The sequence below is a fragment of the Shinella sp. 20P9.1.1 genome (assembly GCF_057798995.1).
Genome location: NZ_JBYOLC010000014.1, coordinates 1 through 22793, shown reverse-complemented (window position 1 = coordinate 22793; position 22793 = coordinate 1). Strand labels below are relative to the sequence as shown.

At 55.6% G+C, this 22793-nt stretch carries 16 protein-coding genes and 2 pseudogenes; 12 read left to right on the top strand and 6 right to left on the bottom strand.

Annotation, left to right across the window (positions count from 1 at the left end; translation table 11 throughout):
* Positions 1-60 precede the first annotated feature (60 nt).
* The 6 genes and pseudogenes from AC27VQ_RS21590 to AC27VQ_RS21565 all read left to right on the top strand — a co-directional run.
* Positions 61-229, top strand: a pseudogene (locus AC27VQ_RS21590) (IS5/IS1182 family transposase); the annotation flags it as partial.
* Positions 230-571: 342 nt separating this feature from the next.
* Positions 572-691: pseudogene (locus tag AC27VQ_RS21585) on the top strand (GntR family transcriptional regulator); the annotation flags it as partial.
* A 63-nt stretch (positions 692-754) separates the two neighbouring features.
* Complete coding sequence (locus AC27VQ_RS21580) at positions 755-2326, top strand: mandelate racemase/muconate lactonizing enzyme family protein (RefSeq protein ID WP_488717996.1); 1572 nt, start codon at positions 755-757, stop codon at positions 2324-2326.
* A gap of 254 nt (positions 2327-2580) precedes the next feature.
* Complete coding sequence (locus tag AC27VQ_RS21575; protein ID WP_488717905.1) at positions 2581-3522, top strand: HamA C-terminal domain-containing protein; 942 nt, start codon at positions 2581-2583, stop codon at positions 3520-3522.
* Entirely contained in the window at positions 3522-6125 is a 2604-nt protein-coding gene (locus tag AC27VQ_RS21570) for a DEAD/DEAH box helicase (RefSeq protein WP_488717904.1), read from the top strand. The genes AC27VQ_RS21575 and AC27VQ_RS21570 overlap by 1 nt, the downstream gene beginning before the upstream one ends.
* A gap of 3 nt (positions 6126-6128) precedes the next feature.
* Positions 6129-6866, top strand: coding sequence for a DCL family protein (locus AC27VQ_RS21565; protein ID WP_488717903.1), 738 nt, complete (start codon positions 6129-6131; stop codon positions 6864-6866).
* A 199-nt stretch (positions 6867-7065) separates the two neighbouring features.
* On the opposite strand, the gene AC27VQ_RS21560 is transcribed toward AC27VQ_RS21565, so the two are convergent.
* Positions 7066-7950 carry a bacteriophage abortive infection AbiH family protein gene (locus AC27VQ_RS21560; RefSeq protein WP_488717902.1) on the bottom strand — a complete coding sequence of 295 codons (885 nt, stop codon included), beginning with the start codon at positions 7948-7950 and terminating at the stop codon, positions 7066-7068.
* Between the two features lie 96 nt (positions 7951-8046).
* On the opposite strand from AC27VQ_RS21560, the gene AC27VQ_RS21555 reads away from it, so the two are divergent.
* The 3 genes from AC27VQ_RS21555 to AC27VQ_RS21545 all read left to right on the top strand — a co-directional run bounded on the left by AC27VQ_RS21555 (position 8047) and on the right by AC27VQ_RS21545 (position 13614).
* Positions 8047-8514 carry a hypothetical protein gene (locus AC27VQ_RS21555; RefSeq protein ID WP_488717901.1) on the top strand — a complete coding sequence of 156 codons (468 nt, stop codon included), beginning with the start codon at positions 8047-8049 and terminating at the stop codon, positions 8512-8514.
* Positions 8515-8669: 155 nt separating this feature from the next.
* Positions 8670-10202, top strand: a complete 1533-nt coding sequence (locus tag AC27VQ_RS21550; RefSeq protein ID WP_488717900.1) for an HNH endonuclease signature motif containing protein — start codon at positions 8670-8672, stop codon at positions 10200-10202.
* A 436-nt stretch (positions 10203-10638) separates the two neighbouring features.
* Complete coding sequence (locus AC27VQ_RS21545) at positions 10639-13614, top strand: TrlF family AAA-like ATPase (RefSeq protein WP_488717899.1); 2976 nt, start codon at positions 10639-10641, stop codon at positions 13612-13614.
* A 17-nt stretch (positions 13615-13631) separates the two neighbouring features.
* Here AC27VQ_RS21545 and AC27VQ_RS21540 read toward each other — a convergent pair whose 3' ends face one another.
* Entirely contained in the window at positions 13632-14777 is a 1146-nt protein-coding gene (locus tag AC27VQ_RS21540; RefSeq protein ID WP_488717898.1) for an RHE_PE00001 family protein, read from the bottom strand.
* Positions 14778-14953: 176 nt separating this feature from the next.
* Between AC27VQ_RS21540 and AC27VQ_RS21535 the strand changes: the two genes are divergently transcribed.
* From AC27VQ_RS21535 to AC27VQ_RS21525, 3 genes are all read left to right on the top strand, one after another.
* On the top strand, positions 14954-16111 hold the full coding sequence (locus AC27VQ_RS21535; protein ID WP_488717897.1) for a DUF3800 domain-containing protein: 1158 nt from the start codon (positions 14954-14956) through the stop codon (positions 16109-16111).
* A complete protein-coding gene (locus tag AC27VQ_RS21530) occupies positions 16111-17241 on the top strand; it encodes a site-specific integrase (RefSeq protein ID WP_488717896.1) in 1131 nt (376 codons plus the stop codon). The genes AC27VQ_RS21535 and AC27VQ_RS21530 overlap by 1 nt, the downstream gene beginning before the upstream one ends.
* Positions 17242-17370: 129 nt before the next feature.
* Complete coding sequence (locus AC27VQ_RS21525; RefSeq protein WP_488717895.1) at positions 17371-18189, top strand: hypothetical protein; 819 nt, start codon at positions 17371-17373, stop codon at positions 18187-18189.
* A 59-nt stretch (positions 18190-18248) separates the two neighbouring features.
* On the opposite strand, the gene AC27VQ_RS21520 is transcribed toward AC27VQ_RS21525, so the two are convergent.
* The 4 genes from AC27VQ_RS21520 to repA form a co-directional block, all read right to left on the bottom strand.
* The gene (locus AC27VQ_RS21520; RefSeq protein ID WP_488717894.1) at positions 18249-18944 is read right to left on the bottom strand and encodes a hypothetical protein; all 696 of its coding nucleotides are present in this window, start codon (positions 18942-18944) and stop codon (positions 18249-18251) included.
* Between the two features lie 183 nt (positions 18945-19127).
* On the bottom strand, positions 19128-20372 hold the full coding sequence (repC, locus tag AC27VQ_RS21515) for a plasmid replication protein RepC (protein WP_488717893.1): 1245 nt from the start codon (positions 20370-20372) through the stop codon (positions 19128-19130).
* Positions 20373-20528: 156 nt separating this feature from the next.
* Positions 20529-21521 (bottom strand): plasmid partitioning protein RepB, encoded by a 993-nt coding sequence (gene repB, locus AC27VQ_RS21510; protein WP_488717892.1) that lies wholly within the window; start codon positions 21519-21521, stop codon positions 20529-20531.
* 84 nt (positions 21522-21605) lie between these two features.
* Entirely contained in the window at positions 21606-22793 is a 1188-nt protein-coding gene (repA, locus tag AC27VQ_RS21505; protein ID WP_488717891.1) for a plasmid partitioning protein RepA, read from the bottom strand.

Here is a 22793-nt window from a genome sequence, read left to right as displayed (position 1 = left end):
CAAAGAAACGCTACAGCAAGGTAGGGCGGACATCATGACGGCGGAGCTCGCCGATGAAATGTTTGCGTCCGACGAACGCATCTTTCGGGTGTCGAGAGATGAAAGCTATAGGCCGCGTTTCATCTCATCGGCCATGATGCGGTCGATTACTTCAGGATCGCACTGTGTGTCGATGAGGAACTTGCTGATACCGCCGTCCCACGTCCTGATGTCGGCGGGTAGGCTTTGAAGTTCTTCGATGCCATTCTCGGTCAGACCTTCTGTACCATCTTCAATGCTATCGCTAACGTAAAGCAATTCGTCTTCCGAGATGTTGTCCGAGTTTGCAGTCACTTCTTTGACAGTTCGAGGTTCTCTCCGATCGTGCCGGAGACTTCGCTGAGGAAGTACCGGCTTCCTCCCCGGCGATGTATGACGTACGCCATCATACATCGCACTCGCCAGCCGATATCGTATCGTATCGTATCGTATAAGAAATATTCTTATGTTCGATCTGCTACCCAAACGTGACACACTAGTTGAGACCGTCGTAGTGCGGCTGGCAGCCAGTATTGCCTAAGGGCAGCTTGAGCCGGATTGCCGCCTGCCTGCCGAGGCGTCTCTTGCGGACCAGTTCGGAGCGAGCCGCACCGTCATGCGCGAGGCAGTCGCCCAGTTGCGGGCAGATGGCTTCGTCGACAATCAGCCGGGCAAAGGGCTTTTTGAAAGCAAGCGCGACGGCGGCGACGGCGTTATCCGCTTTCAGAAGCTGGATATGGTACCTGACGAAGTGGTCGCCAATCTTCTGGAAATCCGCACCAGTCTTGAGGTCGATTCGGCGCGATACGTGGCACTTCGGCATAATGCCGGTTCTCTCCAAAGAATTTGGATCGCCTATGACGAAATCGGACAACAGCGTCTTTTTAAAAAAGTATCAGAAACTTGGTGGACCGAACGTATGAAAATTACCGCAATAGAAACACTTCGGCTTGGTGAATATGCCAATCTCCTCTGGGTTCGTGTACATACCGACGAAGGCTTGGTGGGCCTCGGTGAGACATGGTTCGGAACGGCAGCCGCCGAAGCCGACATTCACGACCGCATCGCGCCGCTCGTTCTAGGCGAAGATCCGTCGCGGATCGAGTTTCTATCGCGTAAGATGCGGCCTTACGTCGGCTTCTTCGGCACCAGTGCCGAAATTCGCGCCCTGTCGGCCGTCGATGTGGCACTCTGGGATATTGCCGGCAAGGTCTCCGGGAGGCCGCTTTGGGCTCTGCTCGGCGGCAAGACCCGCGACCGCATACAGGTCTATAACACCTGCGCCGGTCCGAACTACATCTCGAAGTCCTCTGACGTGAAGCCCGGCAATTTCGGCCTGGCGGAAAAGAACGCTAACCATTACGAGGATCTTACAGGCTTTCTGGAGCAGCCGGCGGAAGTCGCGGCTTCATTGCTCGAAATGGGCATTTCCTCTATGAAAATCTGGCCATTCGATTTTGCCGAGGGCGCTATCGATGGCGTCGATATCTCGGTGGCGGACCTGAAAAAATATATAGCACCGTTCGAAAAAATCCGCGCAGCGCACGGCGACAAGATGCGGCTGAAAGCAGAGCTGCACGGTATCTGGAGCCTTCCGGCAGCCAAGAAAATCTGCCGTGCCTTGGAGCCTATCGGCATGGATTGGATCGAAGACCCGATCTGGATGGACCGCATTTCCGACCTGCGCGAGCTTTCCGAATACACCTCTGCGCCGCTGGCCGGCGGCGAAACTCTCGGCGGCCTTGGCCAGTTCCGCGAGCTGATCGAAATCGGCCGCATCTCGACGCCGATCATCGACATTACCTGGGGTGGCGGCATCACCTATGCTCGCAAGGCGGCCGGTATAGCCGAAGCGTCGGCACGCTCGATCGCCTTCCACGATTGCTCCGGTCCGATCACACTGGCGGTTTCCACCCATCTGGCTTTGGTCGCACCCAATATTTGGGAACAGGAAATGACGCGCGGCTTCTACTACGGCTGGTACCACAAGCTGGTCGAGCAACTGCCGCCGATCGAAAGTGGCTTCATTACCCCTCCCGACGGCAACGGCCATGGCATAACCCTGGCACCTGGGCTGGAAATGCGCGAAGACGCGATTCACCAGAAGACCCAATCTCGTAACCATCGTCACGATTCCACCTACCTAAATATCTCAAAGCCTGCCCAAAAAGCAGGCTTTGCAGTATTCAATGTAATAATTGTTCCGAGTAATGATGGGAATCGAAACTATCCCCAAAATTCCTATAACCCATTAGTTTATCTTGTATTTCTGGAAGATAGCTCGAACGTCGTCCAGATCCGCATCTGAACGACATGAAGCAGAGTTTTTCAGGGTTAGATTGTCGGTCGACGGCGCACCTTAACTTCGTTTGCACTTCAGCGACGCCGCGCCGCTCGGCCTCTGAGCCTAACGTAGATTATTCTCTTGAACCAGGAATCACTTTTGCTACGCCATCCAATACAATTCACAAGGATAGCCGTGCTCTTTCAGCTCCTTAGACTTGCAGCGCAGCAGTTTGATTCGCAATATAATTGTAGTTGATTCTTTGGGAATGCGGCGACATGGTAGAGATCACCGGTGCAGAGCTCGACGCGATTTTGTCGGGCGATCCGGACGAATTAGGTGTGCACTTACATCTTGTCGAACGCGATATCGTTATCGATGGCCACAAGGTCACAGTTTACTGCCATTGCTTGACGACCGATGGAAACGGCAAGATCAAGATAAAGCGTCTCGCTGAATTCATGCGTCACGCCGCTGCTGATTATGCCATCCCCCGTACTCGCATTGAAGAAGCGAGGCATCGGGATGCCAAGTTCCGATCCACATCGGCCGTCGCAGCTCTTCATGAAAAAGCACGGGCCCTGTTCACAGACCTCGCCAAGACCGGCGAGGGTGGGGAAATGCTTCTGTTTCTCCTAGCGGAACGTTTCTTGGGCATCCCACATGTTCTCTGTAAGATGGACCTCAAGACGGACAGTCGCATGCACTATCACGGTGCAGACGGCGTCTACGCCTCAGTCTCCGACGACGGTAAGCTGAAACTTTTCTGGGGCGAGTCCAAGGTCTACAAGGATCCGACTGATGCGATACGGGACTGCCTCAGCTCGCTGGCACCATTTCTAATCGAAGAAGATCATCTCGGTTCATCACGGGAGCGAGATCTACTGCTTTTGAGCGACAAAGCAGATCTTGGCGATCCGGAATTGTCAGCAGCCTTCCGCCGCTTCTTCGACACAAGCTCGCCCATGTCGAACAGGGTGGAGTATTGCGGCGTAGCGTTGGTCGGCTTCGATGCCGAGTTCTATCCTGCCAATGATGGACAGGGGGTGTTGGACGACATGGTGACTGCCGCGAAGAAGGGGCTTGAGGGATGGTCCGCATCGGTCGGTCGAAGGCTGACCGAGGAGAAGCTTCAGCATTTCGATATCCACTTCCTCTGCCTGCCGCTTCCATCAGTCGAAAAATTCAGAGAAGCGTTTCTTGACGCGATGGGGCGTTGATGTCTGAGACAGAACTCCAGGATTGGCTCTACGACACGTCATTGCGGGCAGAGTTGCAGCAGCTCGGAATGGTCACCACACTTCTGGAACTAGACAACGTTGCCCAGGAGCACTCGTTAGCGGAGGTCAAGTTCGATTGGCCGCGCCTCCTATTTGGTGCGAGCATCCTTGCACGTTCAAAAAAGCGGCTGCATCGCGAGGCGAGTCTGCGTATAGCCACCGGCGCGATGCTGCTACCGACGCCAGACCCCGTTCGCGATGCAGCCGCGGTTCTATTCGACAAGCTTTCAAATCGCCGCTCGGTGATACTTGCCGAGAAGCGCGGGCGCCTGAAGCCGAATTTGGAGACGCGGCTGGGCGTCGCGCTTCGGATCGAAGATCAGCGCAAGCAAATCGAGAATTCCATCCTCCTGGAAGCGACGGGTGAGCGCCTGCCGGTCAACGAGTTTCAGCTCGAGTTTTGGCGCGCGGCTGGTCAGGAGCGGGCTTGGCTTTCCGCTTCTGCTCCCACAGCATCTGGCAAGACATTCCTCGTATTGAAGTGGCTTGTCGATTGCATCGCGACAGAGAAGATTCGCCGGGCAGTCTACCTCGCGCCAACGCGTGCCCTAGTCTCGGAAATCGAGTCGTCGCTGGCAGAGGTAGCCAAGCAGTCAGGACTAGATATCGAGATCTCGTCACTGCCGTCGGCGCAAAAATATGCTGCCGCGGAAAAATCCGGCAAGCGATGTGTATTTGTCTTCACTCAAGAGCGATTACATCTACTGGCCAACCTTTTGCACGAGCGTGTCGACATTGATCTCGTTGTTGTGGATGAGGCACACAAGGTTGGTGATCCACAGCGCGGCGTCATCCTTCAAGACGCTATCGAACGGCTTCTCCGATCAAGCCCCAATATGCGCGTAACGTTTGTAAGCCCGGCAACGCAAAATCCCGAAGTGCTGCTCGACGACGCGCCAGAGACAACACCCACCATACCCATCGACAGCGATGTGGCGACCGTTTTGCAAAACATCGTAGTCGCGCACCAGGTCCCCGCAAAGCCCATCAAATGGGCGCTCAAGTTCCGGCACAATGAGGACTATTTGCCTCTCGGGACGCTGACTCTCGCGAGCAAGCCGGGTTCATTGTCGAAAAGGCTTGCCTTCATCGCAGCAGCGATCGGTGAGCGGGGCGGCACATTGGTTTACACCAATGGTGCCGCGGAGGCCGAACATGTTGCCGAGCTCATCAGTCAGCTGCTACCGAAAGCAAAAGAGATCGACCAAGAATTGACCGACCTTTCCGACTTGGCCCGGAAATGTGTGCATCGAAGCTATAGCCTTGGTCCATTGGTAGAAGCTGGGGTCGCGTTCCATTACGGAAACATGCCCTCGCTGATCCGACTGGAAGTTGAGCGTCTGTTCAAGACAGGAAAGCTGAAATTCCTGGTTTGCACGTCCACGCTCATTGAGGGCGTTAATCTCTCCTGCAGGACGATCGTGGTTCGCGGCCCCCGCAAGGGAAAGAAGACGCCGATGGAACCGCAGGATTTTTGGAACCTTGCCGGCCGAGCGGGCAGATGGGGTGATGAATTTCAGGGAAATATCATCTGCATCGACGCGTCGGACGAAAAAGCCTGGCCGTCGGGCGTTCCCCAACGTACCCGATACCCTATCCGGAGAGAGACCGACACTGCGCTGTCGAAACTCGATGAACTGACTGCCTACATAGAACAGCGCCCCTTGGGCGTTGACATCGATCCTGATCAGGTCCGAGCCTTTGAGCAGGTGAGCGCCTATCTTACGACAGCCTATGTCCGCGACCGGTCTCTGACGGGCGCGCCATGGGCAAAGCGCCAGTCTTCTGCAAACCTGCAACGGCTCGAGCTGGCACTTGCGAAAGCGACCGATGGCCTCGACCTCGCAGCCGATATCGGCGCCAGAAATCCCGGGGTAAGTTTGATCGGGCTGCAAAGCCTGCTGGCGTACTTTCGGGCATTTGAAGGATCACCGGAAGATCTGCTGGCTGCGCCTTCGGAAAGTGACGACGCATATCATCGCTTCTCCAAAATGATGGAACGGATCAATGAGAATGTCCTGACTGTCTTTGTGCCGAAAACCTTGATCCCTCTTCACGCGCTAACGGTACTGCAATGGCTCAAGGGCTTTTCCCTGCCGACGATTATTCGCAAGCGGCTGGAGTATCTCCAACGCCGTGACGGTGAGGTCGATACGGCCAGTGTGATACGAAGCACGCTTGAGATGATCGAAGGCACGGCCCGCTTTCTGGCACCACGCTATTTCTCGGCCTACGTCGATGTGCTCAATCAGCACTTGAAGGCCATAGGCCGGGAAGACCTTATTGATCAGGATCTCGATATCGGCGTTGCACTGGAATTCGGTGTCAGCACTGTGACCCTGCGTTCTTTGATGGAGCTGGGCATGTCGCGCATAGGCGCGGTAGCTCTATATGAGATTGTCGCTTTGGATCAGTTGGATGAGGCGGCCTGCATCCAATGGGTCGTTGATAGACGCGACCGGCTAGATGGCCTCGGTCTCCCTTCCATCGTAGTCCGCGAAATCCGTGACAAAGTGCTGATCAGGGCGGTATTGGAGGAGTAGTAGATGGCGAAACCTGTTGAGCTTACGAACGGTCAGGTATTCAAGAGCAAGAAGGCTGCCGAACAGCATTTTCGGGAAATGCTGGCACGCTATAACGACGGAGATCACATATCGGACTATCAGGACCACAGCGATCTCTCGGCGCTGCTTGAACGATTCGATCTGCTCGTTTCCGATGGGCCGTCGAAGATCGGGGCCGGCATAAAGCGGTTTGAGCGGCGATTGAATAAGGGCGATGGATGGTCGAGCCCTGGGTTCTGGGTCATTCGCGTCGACGATACTCCCACAGATTTCAGTTACGTGCAGGCAGTCGCTGGCCGCCCCAGGAGCGACGCGGAGGAGTTCTCGGTAGCATGCCACAATGCGGTGTCACGTGATTTGCTGGCCATGAAGCAGAGGCAATTTGACCATTTCGCGGGGCCGGATGGCTTGATCGCGTGCGACATTACAGGGAATCTTGTCGGATATCCCGAGGCGCAACTAAGTCACGCATATCCGCCCTTTGGTATGATTGTGAAGGAGTATCGTAAACTAAAAGGATGGGCAGAGGTCCTTCCAGCAGGCACACTCACTGCTTCCGCCGATGCTCAGATATCGACCCACTTTGCAGACAAAGCCATAGCGCAAGAGTTCCTTGACTTTCATCATGATCGGGCTGTTCTCAGAATTATTGGTAAAGACCGCCCACCGATCAGCATGTCATCGATCCCTATCGTAAAGAGACCGCTACGGTTCCGATAGCTGTTTTTCGGAAGGTAAGTGACCGGAATGCGCGAAGACTAAACGTGGGCTGCGCCCGCGAATAACCGTAAAGCAAGGGTCTGCAGCGCGGCGTGCTTGTACAAGAGCGCCATGGCAGATTCCTTTTATCGAATAGCTTTGACCTGCGAAATTGAAAAGCCGCCACAGGTAAATGACGAGCCTAGGGAAACGGTAAGCTTTATAGATTGCTCATCGGCATGAGACGCAGTCTTGAAGTCGGAATTCCTATACTGTCAGCGGCAAACCATGCAGCGACGTCATCCACGTAATAGCTAACTGTCCACCGAGTCTGCAAACCTAAGCGATCAAGCACCGCACGAAAGTATGGTTCATCGACCAGCGACAGCGAATGGCCGAGGACGAAAACTTCGGTAACACTACCGAGATCGTCGAAGAATGCCTTATTCCGCAACAGGATTTCGGCGGTGGGCTTGAATGTCGCGGCGAGTAAGTCATCGATCAGATGAAACCCTCCAGCAACACGTACATCGGTGTCCTCGTCTATTAGGCGTGATCGTAGATCTTCGGTCTGGCGATCCCACGCGTGACCAAGAACAATCTCGGAAGTGGGATCCAAGGCTGAGCCATGAATGTGAAGGATGCGATCGCGGGGAACATTGTATAGCCGCTGGAGCGTGGGGGTGTAATTGAAGTTCAGGAAAAAGGCTGTCTGGTCAATACACCGCACGGGCGCCTGCGCACGCGTTGGGATTTTGAGCTGTCGAACCCAATCAGCAAAATGCTTCCGGAGTTCTCGCGATATCCCATCACAGATTTGTTCGATTTCATACTCGTAGTCGTGGTGTCCGGAGTCGCTCCAATCGTCTGCCCCATACGACGGTAGAAAATTCTCCGCATAGTCCTCGATTTGGTCAATATCTACCTCAGCGAGCCGCTCTTCGAGACGACTCCAGAGATCTTTCTCAGGGACGACATAGTCTTCAGCAATACGATAAGTACTGGGATCGACCAGTTCGAGGTATCGAGCGAAATCCGAATAATTCGATTCAATTCGGTGGTGCAGGTCGAAGCCATTTCCGATAATGAAGAGCTTGCTTGTCACGACCTGTAAATTCCCTAACGTTGTGTAATCTGAGACGATTCTCCTAAGCCGAGAACACAATTACTTCAATCAGCCAGCAAGACCGCGGGGATGCGCATGCGCAGAGAAGAAGTGGATGACGAACTGAAGGAGCTTGCTTTCGAGTTCCTCTATTTCTTTTCACGCTTTGAGTATGCATTGAAGGCCAACAGCTACCTCAAAAAGGACGGAGCAGGGCAACCTGCTGAAGCGGGCTGGCAGAAGTTGCGGGAGCGATGGGAAGCTAAATACGTTCTAACAGATGCGGCCGCCAATCTGTTAGCTGCCAACCCCCAAAAGCAGGTAGTTGGATCCGATAGTTCACTCGATTTCCGCCCCTCTGCGGTGGACGGACTTTCGCCCATGGGTCAGGTGATAACCCATTGCCAAACGGTGCGAAACAACCTTTTCCATGGCGGCAAGTCAGGGCCAAAGGGTTTCGACAGTCCCGACCGCACCAAACAGCTGCTGTCACTCACACTCACCGTGATCGGAGAGCTGGCCGCATCGTGCGACCTGATCAACGACTACACCGGCTACTATTGACCTGAGGAGGGGAATGCTTCCATCATCGACAGCGGTTCACCACGTTTCAATTCGAGCTATGCGGAGCGCGTGCAGTATCAATTGTCGTTAGATATTAAATCCGAAAGCTGGACTATAATACAGTGCTTCCTGAGTAAATGGTGGTAATGGCAGCGATGGATAAAAAGAAGAACCGCGGCAAGGCACATACGCCGGAAGGCGAACTGAACGAATTTCAGGCTGCTTCTCTGGTTGGAATGTCGCCTAAACTCTTGAAGTGGTTTGTTAGTTACGCTCCCAAACACGGCTCGGATCGAAAGCTGAAAGCTCGCGCAGATTCAGGGCATCTTTATTTCGAAAGAGAAGAGCTTGAAGGGTTCAATGACTGGCTGAAGGTGGCTTGGCCATCGAAGGAAGGTGCTCGCCCCCCCGTTCCCACCGGCATTAAGAACGAGATCAAAGAGGAAGCCGCCGGCGAGTGCGCAATTTGCCATGCGAACTCAAACTCGTGCGAAGCGGCCCATATCGATCCAGTTCATAAGTCGAAGAACAACCATCCCGAAAACCTGATTTGGCTCTGCGCAAATCATCACACCAAATTTGACAAGCACAGCTACGGTCCCAAAGAGGACAATGCGGAATTTGTCAGCCACTTCAAGCACACGCTAACATACTATCGCCGAGCAGTTTGGGAGCTGCAGGCGAAAGTGACCGGCAGCCTCTTTACTGTGCTGAGAGCTTGCGAAAGCCTGAACGCGCAGATCGCTGCTGCGTCGTCGCCAGAGCAAATCGCTACGGTGGAGCGGTTAGCGAAAGAGGTTTTGAAAGCCGTGCCGAAAATGGCGCCAACCTCGAAGCAGGACCCTGGCTACACCGCATTCGAAGCGTTGAAACCGAAGTTCAAAGCGTTGGTGAAGAGCTCGTCCAAACCCGAGGATCTCAAGACAACACTAAGCTTCGCTGTGTCATTCAAAGACGAGTATGCCAGAGAAGCCGGCTTTGTGGATTGTCCGCTGTGCCATGGCCATGGTCACTACAAGGGAATGGATTGTCCTGCCTGTGGAGGCGAGGCAGAGTTGACCATAGCTGAAGCAAACGGAATCGACCTTGACCGCTATCGTCTAGTCGCTTGTCCCCTTTGTGATGGAAAGCAGACTTTCCGCGGAGATGAGTGCCCCGCTTGCGGCGGTGAGGGCGAAATGGAGCAGCGTTACGCCGACCAGGTCGATGCGCGGGACTGGGACGAAGTCGATTGCCCAGTTTGCGAGGGTTCTGGCGTTTTGCGGGGAGATCCTTGCCCGGTTTGCGGTGGAGATTGTCGCGTCGATCGTCAAGATTTGGACCGAATCGAGGTCCGCGACTATGAGCTTGTCGATTGCCCGCTCTGTGAAGGCAAGGGGCGATATCAAGGATACGATTGTCGGGTGTGCGGTGGGGAATGCCAGATCGAGAAACGCCAAGCCGACGAGGTGAACCTGGGTGACTATGTCGATGTCCAATGCCCGCTCTGCGAAGGATCCGGTGAATGGAACGATATCACCTGCCGAGAGTGTGGTGGGGAGGGCTCCATGCACAAGGATCAAGCAGATCAATTCGACCGAAGCGCCTACAAGATGGTAAAATGTCCTTCATGCAACGGCCGGGAGGATTTCTGCCGAACGTGCGGCGGTGAGGGAAAAATTCCTCGCTTTGTTGCCGATGACCTTTGATTGACCTATTTCAATGGAAATTCCGGCTCTTCACCTTCAGCGTGTCGATATGGAGATCCGGGACATAAATCTCGCGAACATCGATTTCAGGGCAACATCGGACTCATTTGCTTCCGAAGCCGTCCTCGCATCGCGCTCGTCGGCCGCAGCCCAGAGCTCGAGAGGCTCGTCGCGCATCGGCTTGATATCCCAAACCGCCGCGTCCTATTGGCCACCCTCGATGCCTTGGTCGAGATCGCTAACCCCACCCGCATATCATCAATCCGGCCTTTCCGGCCAAAGCCATAACTCGCGGATAATCTAGAGAGATTATACGCGCGCCGATCTTGTAGCCTGCAAACCGCGACTATACATGCTTGCGAAGGCGATCACCTTGCACTGAAGGCAAGGACAAGCCGTCTATGTTTTCGATGAAGCAGCATCCAGGGGGGGATTCATGCTGGGCAAGGGGTCTCAATGGCGTCGATGGGAACCGCACATTCATGCCCCGGGCACGGTGCTGAATAATCAGTTCGGGTCCAAGGATCCTTGGGAGAGCTATCTCTCGAGCCTTGAAACATCCTCACCGAGGATCGAGGCGCTCGCAGTAACCGACTACTATCTGACGGATACTTATGAAGCGGTCCTCAAGCACAAGGCGGCAGGCCGTCTCCCCGACGTGAAGTTGATCTTCCCGAATGTGGAGCTCCGCCTCGACGCGGCCGCCAAATCGGGCTTCGTCAATGTCCACCTTTTGGTCAGTCCCGAACGTGACGACCACTTGGAGCAACTGCATCGCGTTCTGCAGCGACTACAGTTCCATGCCCATGACGACTCCTTCAACTGCACGCGTGCCGACCTAATCGCATTGGGTCGCAGAGCAGATCCTCGTCTCACTGATGACAAGGCCGCGCTTGCCTATGGCGTCACCCAGTTCAAGGTTAGTTTCTCGCAACTGCGCACCGTGCTGGCCGCGAGTGAATTTGCGAAAGCCAACATCCTTGTAGCGGTCGCCGGTGCGGCAGGCGACGGAACCTCCGGGCTACGCCAGGCCGCTGACACGACAGTACGGCAGGAAATCGAAAAATTCGCTCACATCATCTTTTCGAGCAGCCCGTCACAACGGGATTTCTGGCTCGGCTACAAGGGCGTCTCGGCAGAGGAGCTCAAAAACCGGTATGACGGATGCAAGCCCTGCCTTCACGGCAGTGACGCACATGATCAGAATACTGTCGGGAAGCCGGTCGAAGACCGTTTCTCGTGGGTGAAGGGCGGACTGGAGTTCGACGCGCTGCGTCAAGCGTGCATCGATCCCGAAGGTCGCGCCTGTGTCGGGACCGAACCCCCTCGGACCGCCATGCCATCGCAGGTGATCACCGAGGTGACGATCAGGGACGGAGACTGGGCGGCAACGCCGTCCATACCATTAAATCCTGGTCTCGTGGCCATCATCGGGGCGCGCGGCTCTGGCAAGACTGCGCTGGCCGACCTAATCGCCGCGGGTTGCGACGCGATACCGCCGGTCGCCTGGGACGCCAGCGAAAAGATCATGAGCCCTTCATTTCTGGTGCGCGCTCGTCCGCTCTTGGGCGATGCGACCGCGACACTGACATGGGGCGGTGGCGACGTTGTAGAACGTTATCTGGACGGTCGCGACGCTGACCAGAGCACGGCGTATCCCCGCGCTCGCTACCTGTCCCAGCAATTTGTCGAGGATCTCTGCTCCTCCGACGGTATCTCCGATGGCCTGATTGATGAGATCGAGCGCGTCATCTTTGAGGCCCATCCGATTGACGACCGGGATGGTGCACTGGATTTTCGCGAATTGCGCGACTTCATGACGTCGCGCTTCCAGCAAGCCAGGGAGCGAGATGTCGACGCCATTGCGGACCTCTCGGATCGCATCGCAATCGAGTTCGAAAAGGAGCGTTCAGTTTTGAGCCTGCAATCGCTCATTACGCAAAAGCAAGGGCAAATCGATAGCTACAATGCCGACCTCGGCCGGCTCGTGCTGAAGGGCACCGAGGCGGAGGCGGCCCGTCACGCGCTGATTGGCCGCGCGGTTCAAAACGTCCGGGAAGCCATACAGGTCTACACGAACCGTCGCCGCACTCTGCAGGGTTTGCAGGACGAGGTCGCCAGCACCCGCACAACCAAGGCGCCGGAAATGCTGCGGCAAGCACGCGAACGCCACCTTCAGAGCAACCTGAATGATCAGGAGTGGGGCGACTTTCTTCTGGATTACAAGGGCAAGGTGGATGACAAGCTCACAGCCTATCTGGACTGGACAGAAAAACAGATCGATCTGCTGACCGGGCCTGCAGCTACTCTCGATAGCAAGACGCCTTATTTCTCAGAAACGGTAGATCTTAAAACACTGCCACTGAATACGCTTCAAGCTGAGATGAACCGGTTGGCCGGCCTGATCAGCGCAGATACCACCATCCGCAAGCAATACACGGCGCTTTCGCAACGCATCACCCAGGAAAACGCTGCGCTCAAAACGCTCAAGACGAGACTGACGGACGCCAGTGATGCAAACAAGCGGCGTAAGGATCTGCAGAAAGAACGCGATGATGCCTATGGTCGCGTCTTCCACGCCGTGATCAATGAAGAGCAGGCACTGACCGACCTCTATACGCCCTTGATGCAGCGACTTGCGGCATCGAGCGGCACGCTTGGCCGGCTGGGTTTCACCGTCAAGCGTGTGGTCGACGTGGCGGCCTGGGGAGCTTTTGCCGAAGAGCACCTCCTCGATCGCAGAAAGGCCGGCCCTTTTCAGGGACGCGGTTCGCTGATCAATCTCGCTGAAAGGACATTCCGTCGACCGTGGGAGACAGGATCGGCCAGCGATGTACAGGCGGCCATGGCCGGCTTCATCAACACGTATCTGCAACAACTGATCGGGCATGCGCCCTATGATCGCGACCAGCTCGATGACTACCGGGAATGGTTGAACAAATTTGCCCATTGGCTGTTCGACACAGACCACATCACCGTCCGGTACGAAATCGTCTATGACGGGACCGATATCCGCAAATTGTCGCCGGGAACACGCGGCATCGTCCTTCTGCTCCTGTATCTGGCGCTGGATGATGCCGATGACCGCCCGCTCATCATCGACCAACCGGAAGAAAACCTCGATCCTAAATCGGTCTATGAAGAACTGGTGTCACTGTTTATCGCCGTAAAGTCGAAACGGCAGGTGATCATGGTTACGCATAACGCAAATCTCGTGATCAACACCGACGCCGACCAGATTATCATCGCCAACGCAGGCCCACACACTGCCGGCGGGTTGCCTCCCATTACGTACACGTCCGGCGGGCTGGAAAACGCCGACATTCGTAAAGCCGTTTGTGATATTCTTGAGGGCGGTGAGCAGGCATTTCAGGAGCGCGCCCGCCGACTTCGAGTGCGGCTTGATCGTTGATACGAGCCGACAGGCAGTCAAATTACACCCCACGCGCGAAACCTCCCCCTCCCCGTCATCTCTCTGAGGCCGAGCTCCAAAACGACGCGCCGCGCCGCCTGCGGCGTCACCTCCAGCGTTTTCGCCACCATCCCGGCCGACACCAATGGCTTTGCCATGACCAGGTCAACGAGTGCCGGCAACTTCGAAGATGTCCGGCGCCCGTCGAGCTTTCGCTGCATCATCGTTCTCGCCAGCGCCAGCCGGTCATGCTCCTTCATGGCGATCTCGGCGGCCGCCAAAATTCCTTGCGCGATGGCGAGCAGCCGGGTCTCCCGGTCGCGATGCCGGCGGCGATCGACAGGTATGGTTTTCAGGCCGAGGTTGATGGCAGCTAAGTGTGCTCCGGTAGTGATGTCGGCCTGGCGCAGGATGGAGGCGCACAACAGGCGACCAAGCCACGGAGCGTGCTGCAGGACAGAAACTTCGTTCCACGCATCGAGGGCAACGATCGCCCTCATCAATGCCGGCATGTGCTCGGCCTGACCCAGCACAGCACGCCATTCATCGAGCCGGGCATCCTCGTCCCAGTCGAGATCATAGATCATCGGATCCTTTTCAGCGTGGCTGGCTGCCGCACGACCGCCGGCGCGGCCGGGCCGCGTGGCGTCCTCAATCGCCGCCTCCGATCGGGCCAGCACAGCATCGATGGCGGCATAATCGACGCCGGGCAGATTTCCCACGTCGTCATCATCCCCCTCCCCTTCCGCATCAGCCGGGACCGCGCGGCGGATGGTGCTGGCCGCCTCCGCCACCTCAGTGCCAGCGGCTGCGATCTTCGAAGTCTGTCGCAGCGTGCGAACGCCGTCGGGCGATAGCGCCCAGGCGGGCGACTGGAAAGTGATACGCCGGCGGGTGCGCAGGACATCCCGGGCGATTGTCAGTTCGTGGGTGGGCGTGCGAATATCGCGAGTGGCATCGTGCAGGACCAGGTCCTCGAGGTGGACGAGTTCGCCGTCAATCCACAGCGAGGCGCAGGCATCGGCGAAATTCTGGCGCTCGAGGAAGCCGGCGCCAACGGGCGAATGGGCGATGCGCTCGTCGAGGCGCGCGAGGGCGATACCGGCGTCAAAAGCCGGCCGAACCAAATTCAAAATTGGAATTCCAGAAACATCGTAAGCCATTGATATTATGGTAAATGATTTCCAATAAGAACTCTATCTATATTTTATTGTTCGCCAGTTGGTATGGTTGCCAGTAGAGATATCTACTATCGATAACTACCGTTTATCGATACAAGATCGACAACGGTCAAAGATCATGAGAAACTGGCTCCTGTTCATAATATGGAGTCTGTGGCTTGGCCCAAAACACGCCCCCTCGACTGATATCTTGCGATGAAGCTGGCTACACCGGGCCCAAGCTCCTCGACGACAACCAGCCTTACTTTGCCTACGCCGCAGTCGAACTCACGCCGGAAGAAGCAGCTGGCATTGTCAGTGCAATGCGAGCAAAGCACCACATCCAGGCTCCAGAACTCAAGGCCAGTTTGCTGCGTAAGCGCGCGAATTGGCCCGAGATCGCCTTGGACATCCTGAGTCCTCTAAAAGGACGTGTACTGGTTATAGCGGCCGACAAGCGATTGAATCTCGCTGGCAAAACATTTGAGTATATATTCGAACCTGTTCTCCAAAGGTGGAGTACGCTGTTCTACAGTCAGGATCTCCATCGCTTCGTTATGAATGCGCTGCATCGCGTGTTCTTCAGATCTGGCGAGCAAGTCCCAAAGCTCGCCGAGGAACTTCAGGCATTCATGAAGTCTTTTGACCCAAGCGATGCGCCGACCGTTTTCGGCGCCGCCGAGCAAGACCCGGAAACGAACGAAATCCTTTCGTGCGTTCTCCGCTTCGCACGTGGATATGCAAAAATTATCGCAGAGCAAAGCGAGCACCTACAGAGGGATGTAGACCCGACTGGGAAATGGACGCTCGATCTCACAACGACCTGCCTGTTCAGTCTGATCGTGTATGGTTGGGGACACCGGTTCGACAGGCTGGATGTGCTTTGCGATGATTCCAAGCCGTTACAGGCGATGGCGCACGTATTTGCCGGGTTCGTTGGGAACACCGAAACGGTGGAGCTAAAAGGACCAGGCGGTGAACCAGCGCCTATCAGGGCCAATCTGTCAAATCCCCTGCGCTTTGGATCGTCAACAGAAAACCCCACACTGCAGATCGCCGATATTGTCGCGGGAGCCACGACCGACCTTCTGCAGAACCAATCGGACCCATCCTACCGTGACCTGGCGCGGTGGCTGCTTCCCCATATGCATGCTCACTCGATGTTTCCCGACGACGACTTCATCGATTTGGGTAAACCGAGGCCGCGAATGAATCTTGCTGCACTCAAGGAGCTTGCCCGCCGCGCCGACGCAGGTGAGGATCCGCTCGAGGGAATGCCAGAATTCTACCAAGGTCTTGTTCTCGCCGAGCGCAAGAAGATGAAGTGGTGTCTGTAATGAATGATGCCCAATTGGCGAGAGCCGTCGAACTCGACACAATTGCCTCCGTCCTGCCGATCGATCGCCGCGACGAACTCGCCGAGCTACTGACCGATAGCGACATAGAAACGCTGCGCCATCTCGTCAACGAAGGCATGGGCGCGAACACGCTGCGGGCCATCACCTCCGATCTCGCGTATATCGAAGCCTGGGCCTTGGCCGCGACGAAACAGTCGCTTTCCTGGCCGGCGCCCGAGTCGCTGCTGCTCAAATTTGTCGCGCAGCATTTGTGGGATCCGCAAAAGCGGGCCAGTGATCCCGAACATGGCATGCCGGCAGATGTCGACGAAAACCTGCGAAGCCAGGGCCTTTTGAAATCGACCGGGCCACATGCGCCCTCGACGGTGCGCCGGCGGTTGGCGAACTGGTCGACACTGACGAAATGGCGCGGCCTCAACGGCGCCTTCGCCTCCCCTCCCCTCAAGTCGGCGATCCGACTGGCTGTGCGTGCCGTGCCGCGTAAACGAAGCCGGAAGAGTGCCAAGGCCGTCACGGGCGATGTTCTGGCAAAACTGCTGGCGACCTGCGTCACGGACAACCTGCGGGATCTGCGTGACCGCGCCATTCTGATGGTTGCCTTTGCCTCAGGCGGCCGCCGGCGAAGCGAGATCGCAGGGCTGCGGGTCGAGCAGTTGACTCGGGAACCGGCGATAGACGTGCCGGACAGCCCTCCCCTCCCCTCTCTCGCGATCCATCTCGGCCGGACCAAAACCACGAGCGGCGAACAAGACGATGTCGTGTACCTGACCGGCCGCCCGGTGGAGGCGCTAAATGCCTGGTTGGCCGCGGCAAAGATCGAGAGCGGGAGTGTGTTTCGAAAAATCGGGCGCTGGGGCACCGTCTCACGCCGCGAGCTCGATCCGCAGTCGATCAATCTGATCGTCAAGCAGCGCGCGGAGATGGCCGGGCTGGAGGCTAGGGAGTTTTCAGCGCACGGATTGCGATCGGGCTACCTGACGGAAGCTGCCAATCGCGGTATTCCCCTGCCCGAGGCAATGGAGCAGTCTCGACACCGGTCGGTCCAGCAGGCATCTAGTTACTACAATAGTGCCTCGCGACGAAGCGGACGCGCGGCGCGCCTCCTTTAAGAGAGCGTACTTTTTAGGAGAAGTAAATTGGGACAGTTAAGTCAGTTATTTCAGCCACCATTGGACTGGCAGTAGTTTGAAGAACTGACCCGTGGCTTAGTTGATCAAATCTACAACACGCAATCGTCAATGATAGGCCGCTCAGGTCAAGCCCAAGACGGCGTCGATATCTACGCTCAGACCAAGCACGTGGGGCACCTCGGCGTGCAGTGCAAACGCCTTTCCATTCGCGATGACAACAACAACCTGCTTCCCAACGCAGTGATCTCCGCTGCCATGCTTAAAGAGGAAGCCGAAATCGCGCTGAACTTCACTCCCTCACTCGACACCTGGGTGCTCGCAACAACCGCGAAGCGCGATGCTAGAATTCAAAAAAGCGCTCGCGATCTCACGGAGGCATTTGAGCGTCGCGGGCTTCGGGTTCGCGTCCAAGCCTGGTTTTGGGACGACTATGTGTCCTGGCTTAACCTCTATCCTGATCTTCAGCGCTGGTACTACGATCAGGTGATACACATCCGTTCACAGTCCGAACAAGACGAGCTCATTCTTGGCTTGATCGCCACTGCATTTCACAGACCAGCATTCCGTGACCCTTTGTATAGCGAGAACGCTGACGATCTGCTCCAGGCTATCAAGGACACCCATATGGCTCTGCGAACTGGCGAACTCGTCGATCGAACAAGCAAGCACGTGATCCAGAAAGCAATTGGAGGTTGGCGCAGCCTTTCCAATCCAGCTTGGAAGGCAGAACTCAATGGCGTGGAGAGCGATCTGCAAACGCTCAAGACGACTATAGCGGAAGCACTCAGGGGCGAGTTGATTATCCAGCACTCGAACTACATGGAAATACGCGACCCGCAACTGCTTCGAAACCTCGAACAGCTCCGCGATAAATGCGTCAGTAGGCTCAATGCCATCCTGATGGATAGAAAACTCGAAACAGTCTGAAAAGGATAGCTTGCTGTTGCAGCCAACCAAAGACAACTGGTTCTTTGGCGAAGCCGACGCTACCTCGCTCCGGACAGCGGTCGCTCCTCGACCCCTAACTTTTCCAGTGCAGCTTCGCGCTCGGCTGGCTGCGAACGTGTTTGAAGGAAATCTCGCAACAGGTCTCGCGTCATTCTTAACGCGATGTAGAACGTGTCAACAAGATGGTGGTACTCCGCATCTTGCCGATTAGGATCAACCCCATTGAGGTTGTAATACCCACCGCTGTCTAGCCACGTAAGTTTGAACCAAATGTTTACTCTATCTAGATGCACAAAGGCCGAGGCGTCCTCATATGCGTCAGATACCCAGGCGTAGAGTTTCGAGAGTTCCTGGTGCAAAAGCTTGTCCACCAGTCGCGTACGTCCGTCGCGCATCCGAAGTGCAGAATACTTTTCGCCCTTCATCAACATGGCTCCGGCAACTTCTACGTCCTCGACGAGAGACAGACCGAACAAGCGCATAGCAGTTTCGATCTGCATTCTAACTAAGGCTGATGCAGCGATCGTGTTCCGATTTTCCACAAGGAGCTCAAATGCGTGCGCGTTTGAGGTGGTCTTAACGACAGCCGCAAGCGAGAACCATTCAACATCAGCGAGAGAACTTCCCATCGGAGCATAAGTGTTGTCAGGGAGGCCCTCAATCTCCATTGCCATGTCACGGACGCGTGCGATGCGATCAGCCAGATTTGGCAAATCTTCCAGCTGGATATCCATAGTTTCTCGGATCAAGGTCCCACTCCGTTCAAAGCGCATCATCATGTTGCAAGACAGCCGCTGAAATGATCCGTAAAAAGGGCACTCACCCTCTTTATCCCATTGTTTTTACTTCGCAAAGTGCCAAAAAAAACGGCTGACAACCCCGGACATAGGCCAATTCCCTTACCCGTAAGAGCGATGTCAGCCTACCAATCTAGCGTTACCGGAGTTAGCCTTCAGCAAAGCCATCAGCATGGGCCCAAGCGAAAACTCGCCGCGCTCTGATCGCTTAGTCAGATCGCGGAGGTAGCCGCCAGGGGAGTTGATCAGATTAAACCGCTCCAGGATACACGCCACCGCAATAGCAGCATTCTCAGGCCCCATAATGCCACAAGCCTCCTCGTAGGCTGATGGGCTTACGCCAAGCGTTGACCGAACGACCACCGCCGCCGTCATCAGATCGCGCCAATGAGAGATCCCACCTGCTGGGGCGTAATCGACAATCTGCGGGCAGGCTCTAAGCACCATTCCCAACGGGAACGACTTGATCTGATCAGTACCGGCCCTCGTCTTTTCGCGCGCCACTCTCGGTGCAATCGGCTTCTCCACCAAGCTATCGCCCTGCTCATTTCGAGAGCTAGGTTCAAATTCATTTATAGATTCGGTATTTGAATTCTGTATGTGCCGTGCATTCTGACTGGCATTGCCGTGCATTTCCTCAGTTTCTTCGTTCGCATCCAGCAGGTTAAGGACTTCGTCGCGTAAAATCAGCATTTCATCAAGTGTCGCTTCCACTTGGGCGCGGATGGGGTTGCGCGGCAAGCGGCCGACTACCCCTATAAAGATCTCCTCCACCTTGCCCCAGTCGCCCGGTGCTGCTTCCTCTACAGCTGCTGTGATCAGCTTGCGGACATCGCGACGGCAGATTGTAAGTGCTTCCTTAGCCCGGCGGAAACGCAACCGTTCGGCAGCGACATCTTGAGCGAGCTCGGCAAGCTCAGCGGCCCGTGTGAGCAGAGCGCTCAAATCAAACCCATACGCCTGCTCTATCTCACCGGCTCGGTTACGATGTGCGTACCTCTTGCCGTTTGGGCTGTCGCGGCGCTGGACGAGGCCCGCGTCAACGAGGCATCCAAGCTGCCGGCGGAGTGTGCTTTCCGTAATGCCGTGTGCGCGAACAGAAAGCTGTGCGTTCGACGGGAATACCACAAGCCCATTTTCACTCTCCAGATGGGAGTGAGGATAAAACGTCAGCAATGCATCGAGAACAGCGAGCGCTCGGTCCTGAAGACCAAACCGTTCTCGCGCTTCGCAGACATCCCTGAAGACTTTCCATTTGTCGACACGTGTGCCTGGGTTCGGTTCGGCCGCTCCGAGTTGACCTCTCACTAAGGCAAGCGTCATGGGCCGCCGCCCAAAGGGCGTCGTTACACATCCCGTCTGCATTTTCTCTCACCTTTCAAAAGGCAAAAGAAATCCACTCACCAAAACGGCGCCAAGACTCTTGACTGTGATTCCGGGAAATGCGATTCTCGATCCTGCTAGAGATGACGAGAGAGGCTTCCGCGGGTTACCGATTGGGGGCCTTTTTCTTTTGCTGGTTCAGTCTCCGTTGATCTTCGATTTTGACCCTTTGTACTCATCGTACAAACGATCCATGTGGGTAGATAACCAGTCACCGAAGGGTTTCGCTTCCACGTCCGAAAGCTCGATTGCAACCTTCTTTGATCTGGCACTCATCGCGAAACGCAATGAATTGTCACTTGATGCCCACCCCTTGTTGGCCTGATTAGCCTTCGGTGTTTTCGCAGCTGACTTGACCTTGTAGCGCTTCAGATATTCGTGAAGCTCATCAAAGCGCCGGCTCTCATCCAACTCGGAAAACTCTGTCGTTCCGGCATGCTCTACAGCGACTTTCGATAGAGCAGGGGTGAGAAGCAGCTGGCGGAGGCTCAACCACTTGTCGCGTCCAATCTTCTTGGAGGCCCCGAGTGCTTGGATCAGTGGCTGAGGTACGACTTCGACAACACCCATCATCTTTGAGAGCATTGCCTCGTCTATCGCCAACGATGAGCGGACCACATCCTTAGACATTCCGGTTGCAAGCAGATTTTTCGCGAAATAGGCACGCTCAATAAACGATAGATTGGAGCGCGCGGAATTTTCCTGCCCCTGGGCGATCGCTGAAGCGGTATCATCGAGTTTCTTGATGACTGCTTTGACCGGAATCCCCAATTCTCTGGCGACCTTCAGCCGCCTATGACCGAAAACAACCATGAACCGTTGGCTATCTGACGAGCTTGGCCGCACCAATATTGGCGAGCTCTGACCTGTAGCCTTGATAGCTTCCTTGAGCTCCAGATATTCTTCGTCATCCTCCGATAGACGATCAGGCAGGAAAGACACGTCAAGCAGCTGTGGATCCAGTTCCACAATCACCTCGCCCTCCATGAGCTTCTTCGTGTTCTCTGCCATGTCTTCGATCGACCGAACGACAGTCTTTGCAGCCCCTGTCATGCCGTAACCAGCTTTCGGCTGCGGCTTTTCGTTCAACGAGGCCAGATCAAGTTTCGCGAAAGGGTTTTCACGCGTCATAGTCGATCTCCAAATTCGCCATCAAACCCGATAAGGCATTGCTGGAGTTAAATAAAACGACGAGAAAAACGGCTGACAAGGTGTTCATTTCCGGCCCCATGCGCTGTGTATGAGATCGACGATTTCACCGTTGGCAGCGTTAAGACTTTCGATCGCCCGGTCATAGGTCGATCGGACAAAGTCTCCGCGCTCGACTTCGTACAGTGTCTGCTTTCGGATTGATGCATCCGATATCGCGGTCGATTTCAGCACGTGGTTTCGCAGCATCTGCTGCGCAAACATGGACTGCATGAAACCAACCATTTGCGCCTGTGGGATGTCGGTCGGCTCAAACCGAGTCACCAGGTAACGAAACCACTCCACCCGGATCTCAGCGCCCGCCTCAGCAACAGGCGTCATGATGCCGCCAAGCATTTGCAGGAACTGGCTCATCGACATGATATCGAGCATTTGCGGGTGAATGGTAATGAGAATACCAGTCGAGGCCATCAATGCGGTAATCGTCAGATAGCCAAGCTGCGGGGGGCAGTCGATGACCACGACATCGTACTTGTCGTCCACTTCCTTGAGGGCATTGACGATGCGCATATGAAACAGCCGTCCCTCGTCGCCACGCTTGGACGAAATGGCCAGTGGCACATCGTATTCAAATTCCTGCAGGACAAGGTTTGCGGGAACGACGTCCAACCCTGGTATATTGGTCGACTGGATCACTTCAGAAATTGGTTTGCGCTCATCGTCAAATCTAAGCGCTTCATAAAGAGACGCGGTATCATCAAGTTCAGGTTGAATGCCGAACAAAGACGTAAGTGACGCTTGAGGGTCGAGATCTACCGCCAGTACACGGTGGCCCGTCAGAGCGAGATACTGAGCAAGGTGCGCCGCCGTGGTAGTTTTGCCGCTGCCGCCTTTGAAATTGACGACGGAAACGACTTGCATCGGCTCACCTTCGCGTCTCTGAGGGACGTAATATCGCTTATCAGATTTCTTGTTGGCTTCGAGATAGTCACGGAGTTCCAACATTTGCTCGGCATTGTAATATCGACGGCCGCTTACCGTCTCAATTTCGGGACCTTTTCCTTCGGAATGAATTTGGCGGAGATGGCTCTGGGTAACACCCATGAACTCAGCGACTTCACTGAGTTGGAATTTGCGTAGCCCCTTGCGCGCGTCCGGCGGGTATTGTTGACTGCGCAACATATGTAACGCACTGGAAATCTTCGCGCCTTGCTGGGCGATCTCAACGTCAAATCTGTTGGGCAGCTGGCTCAT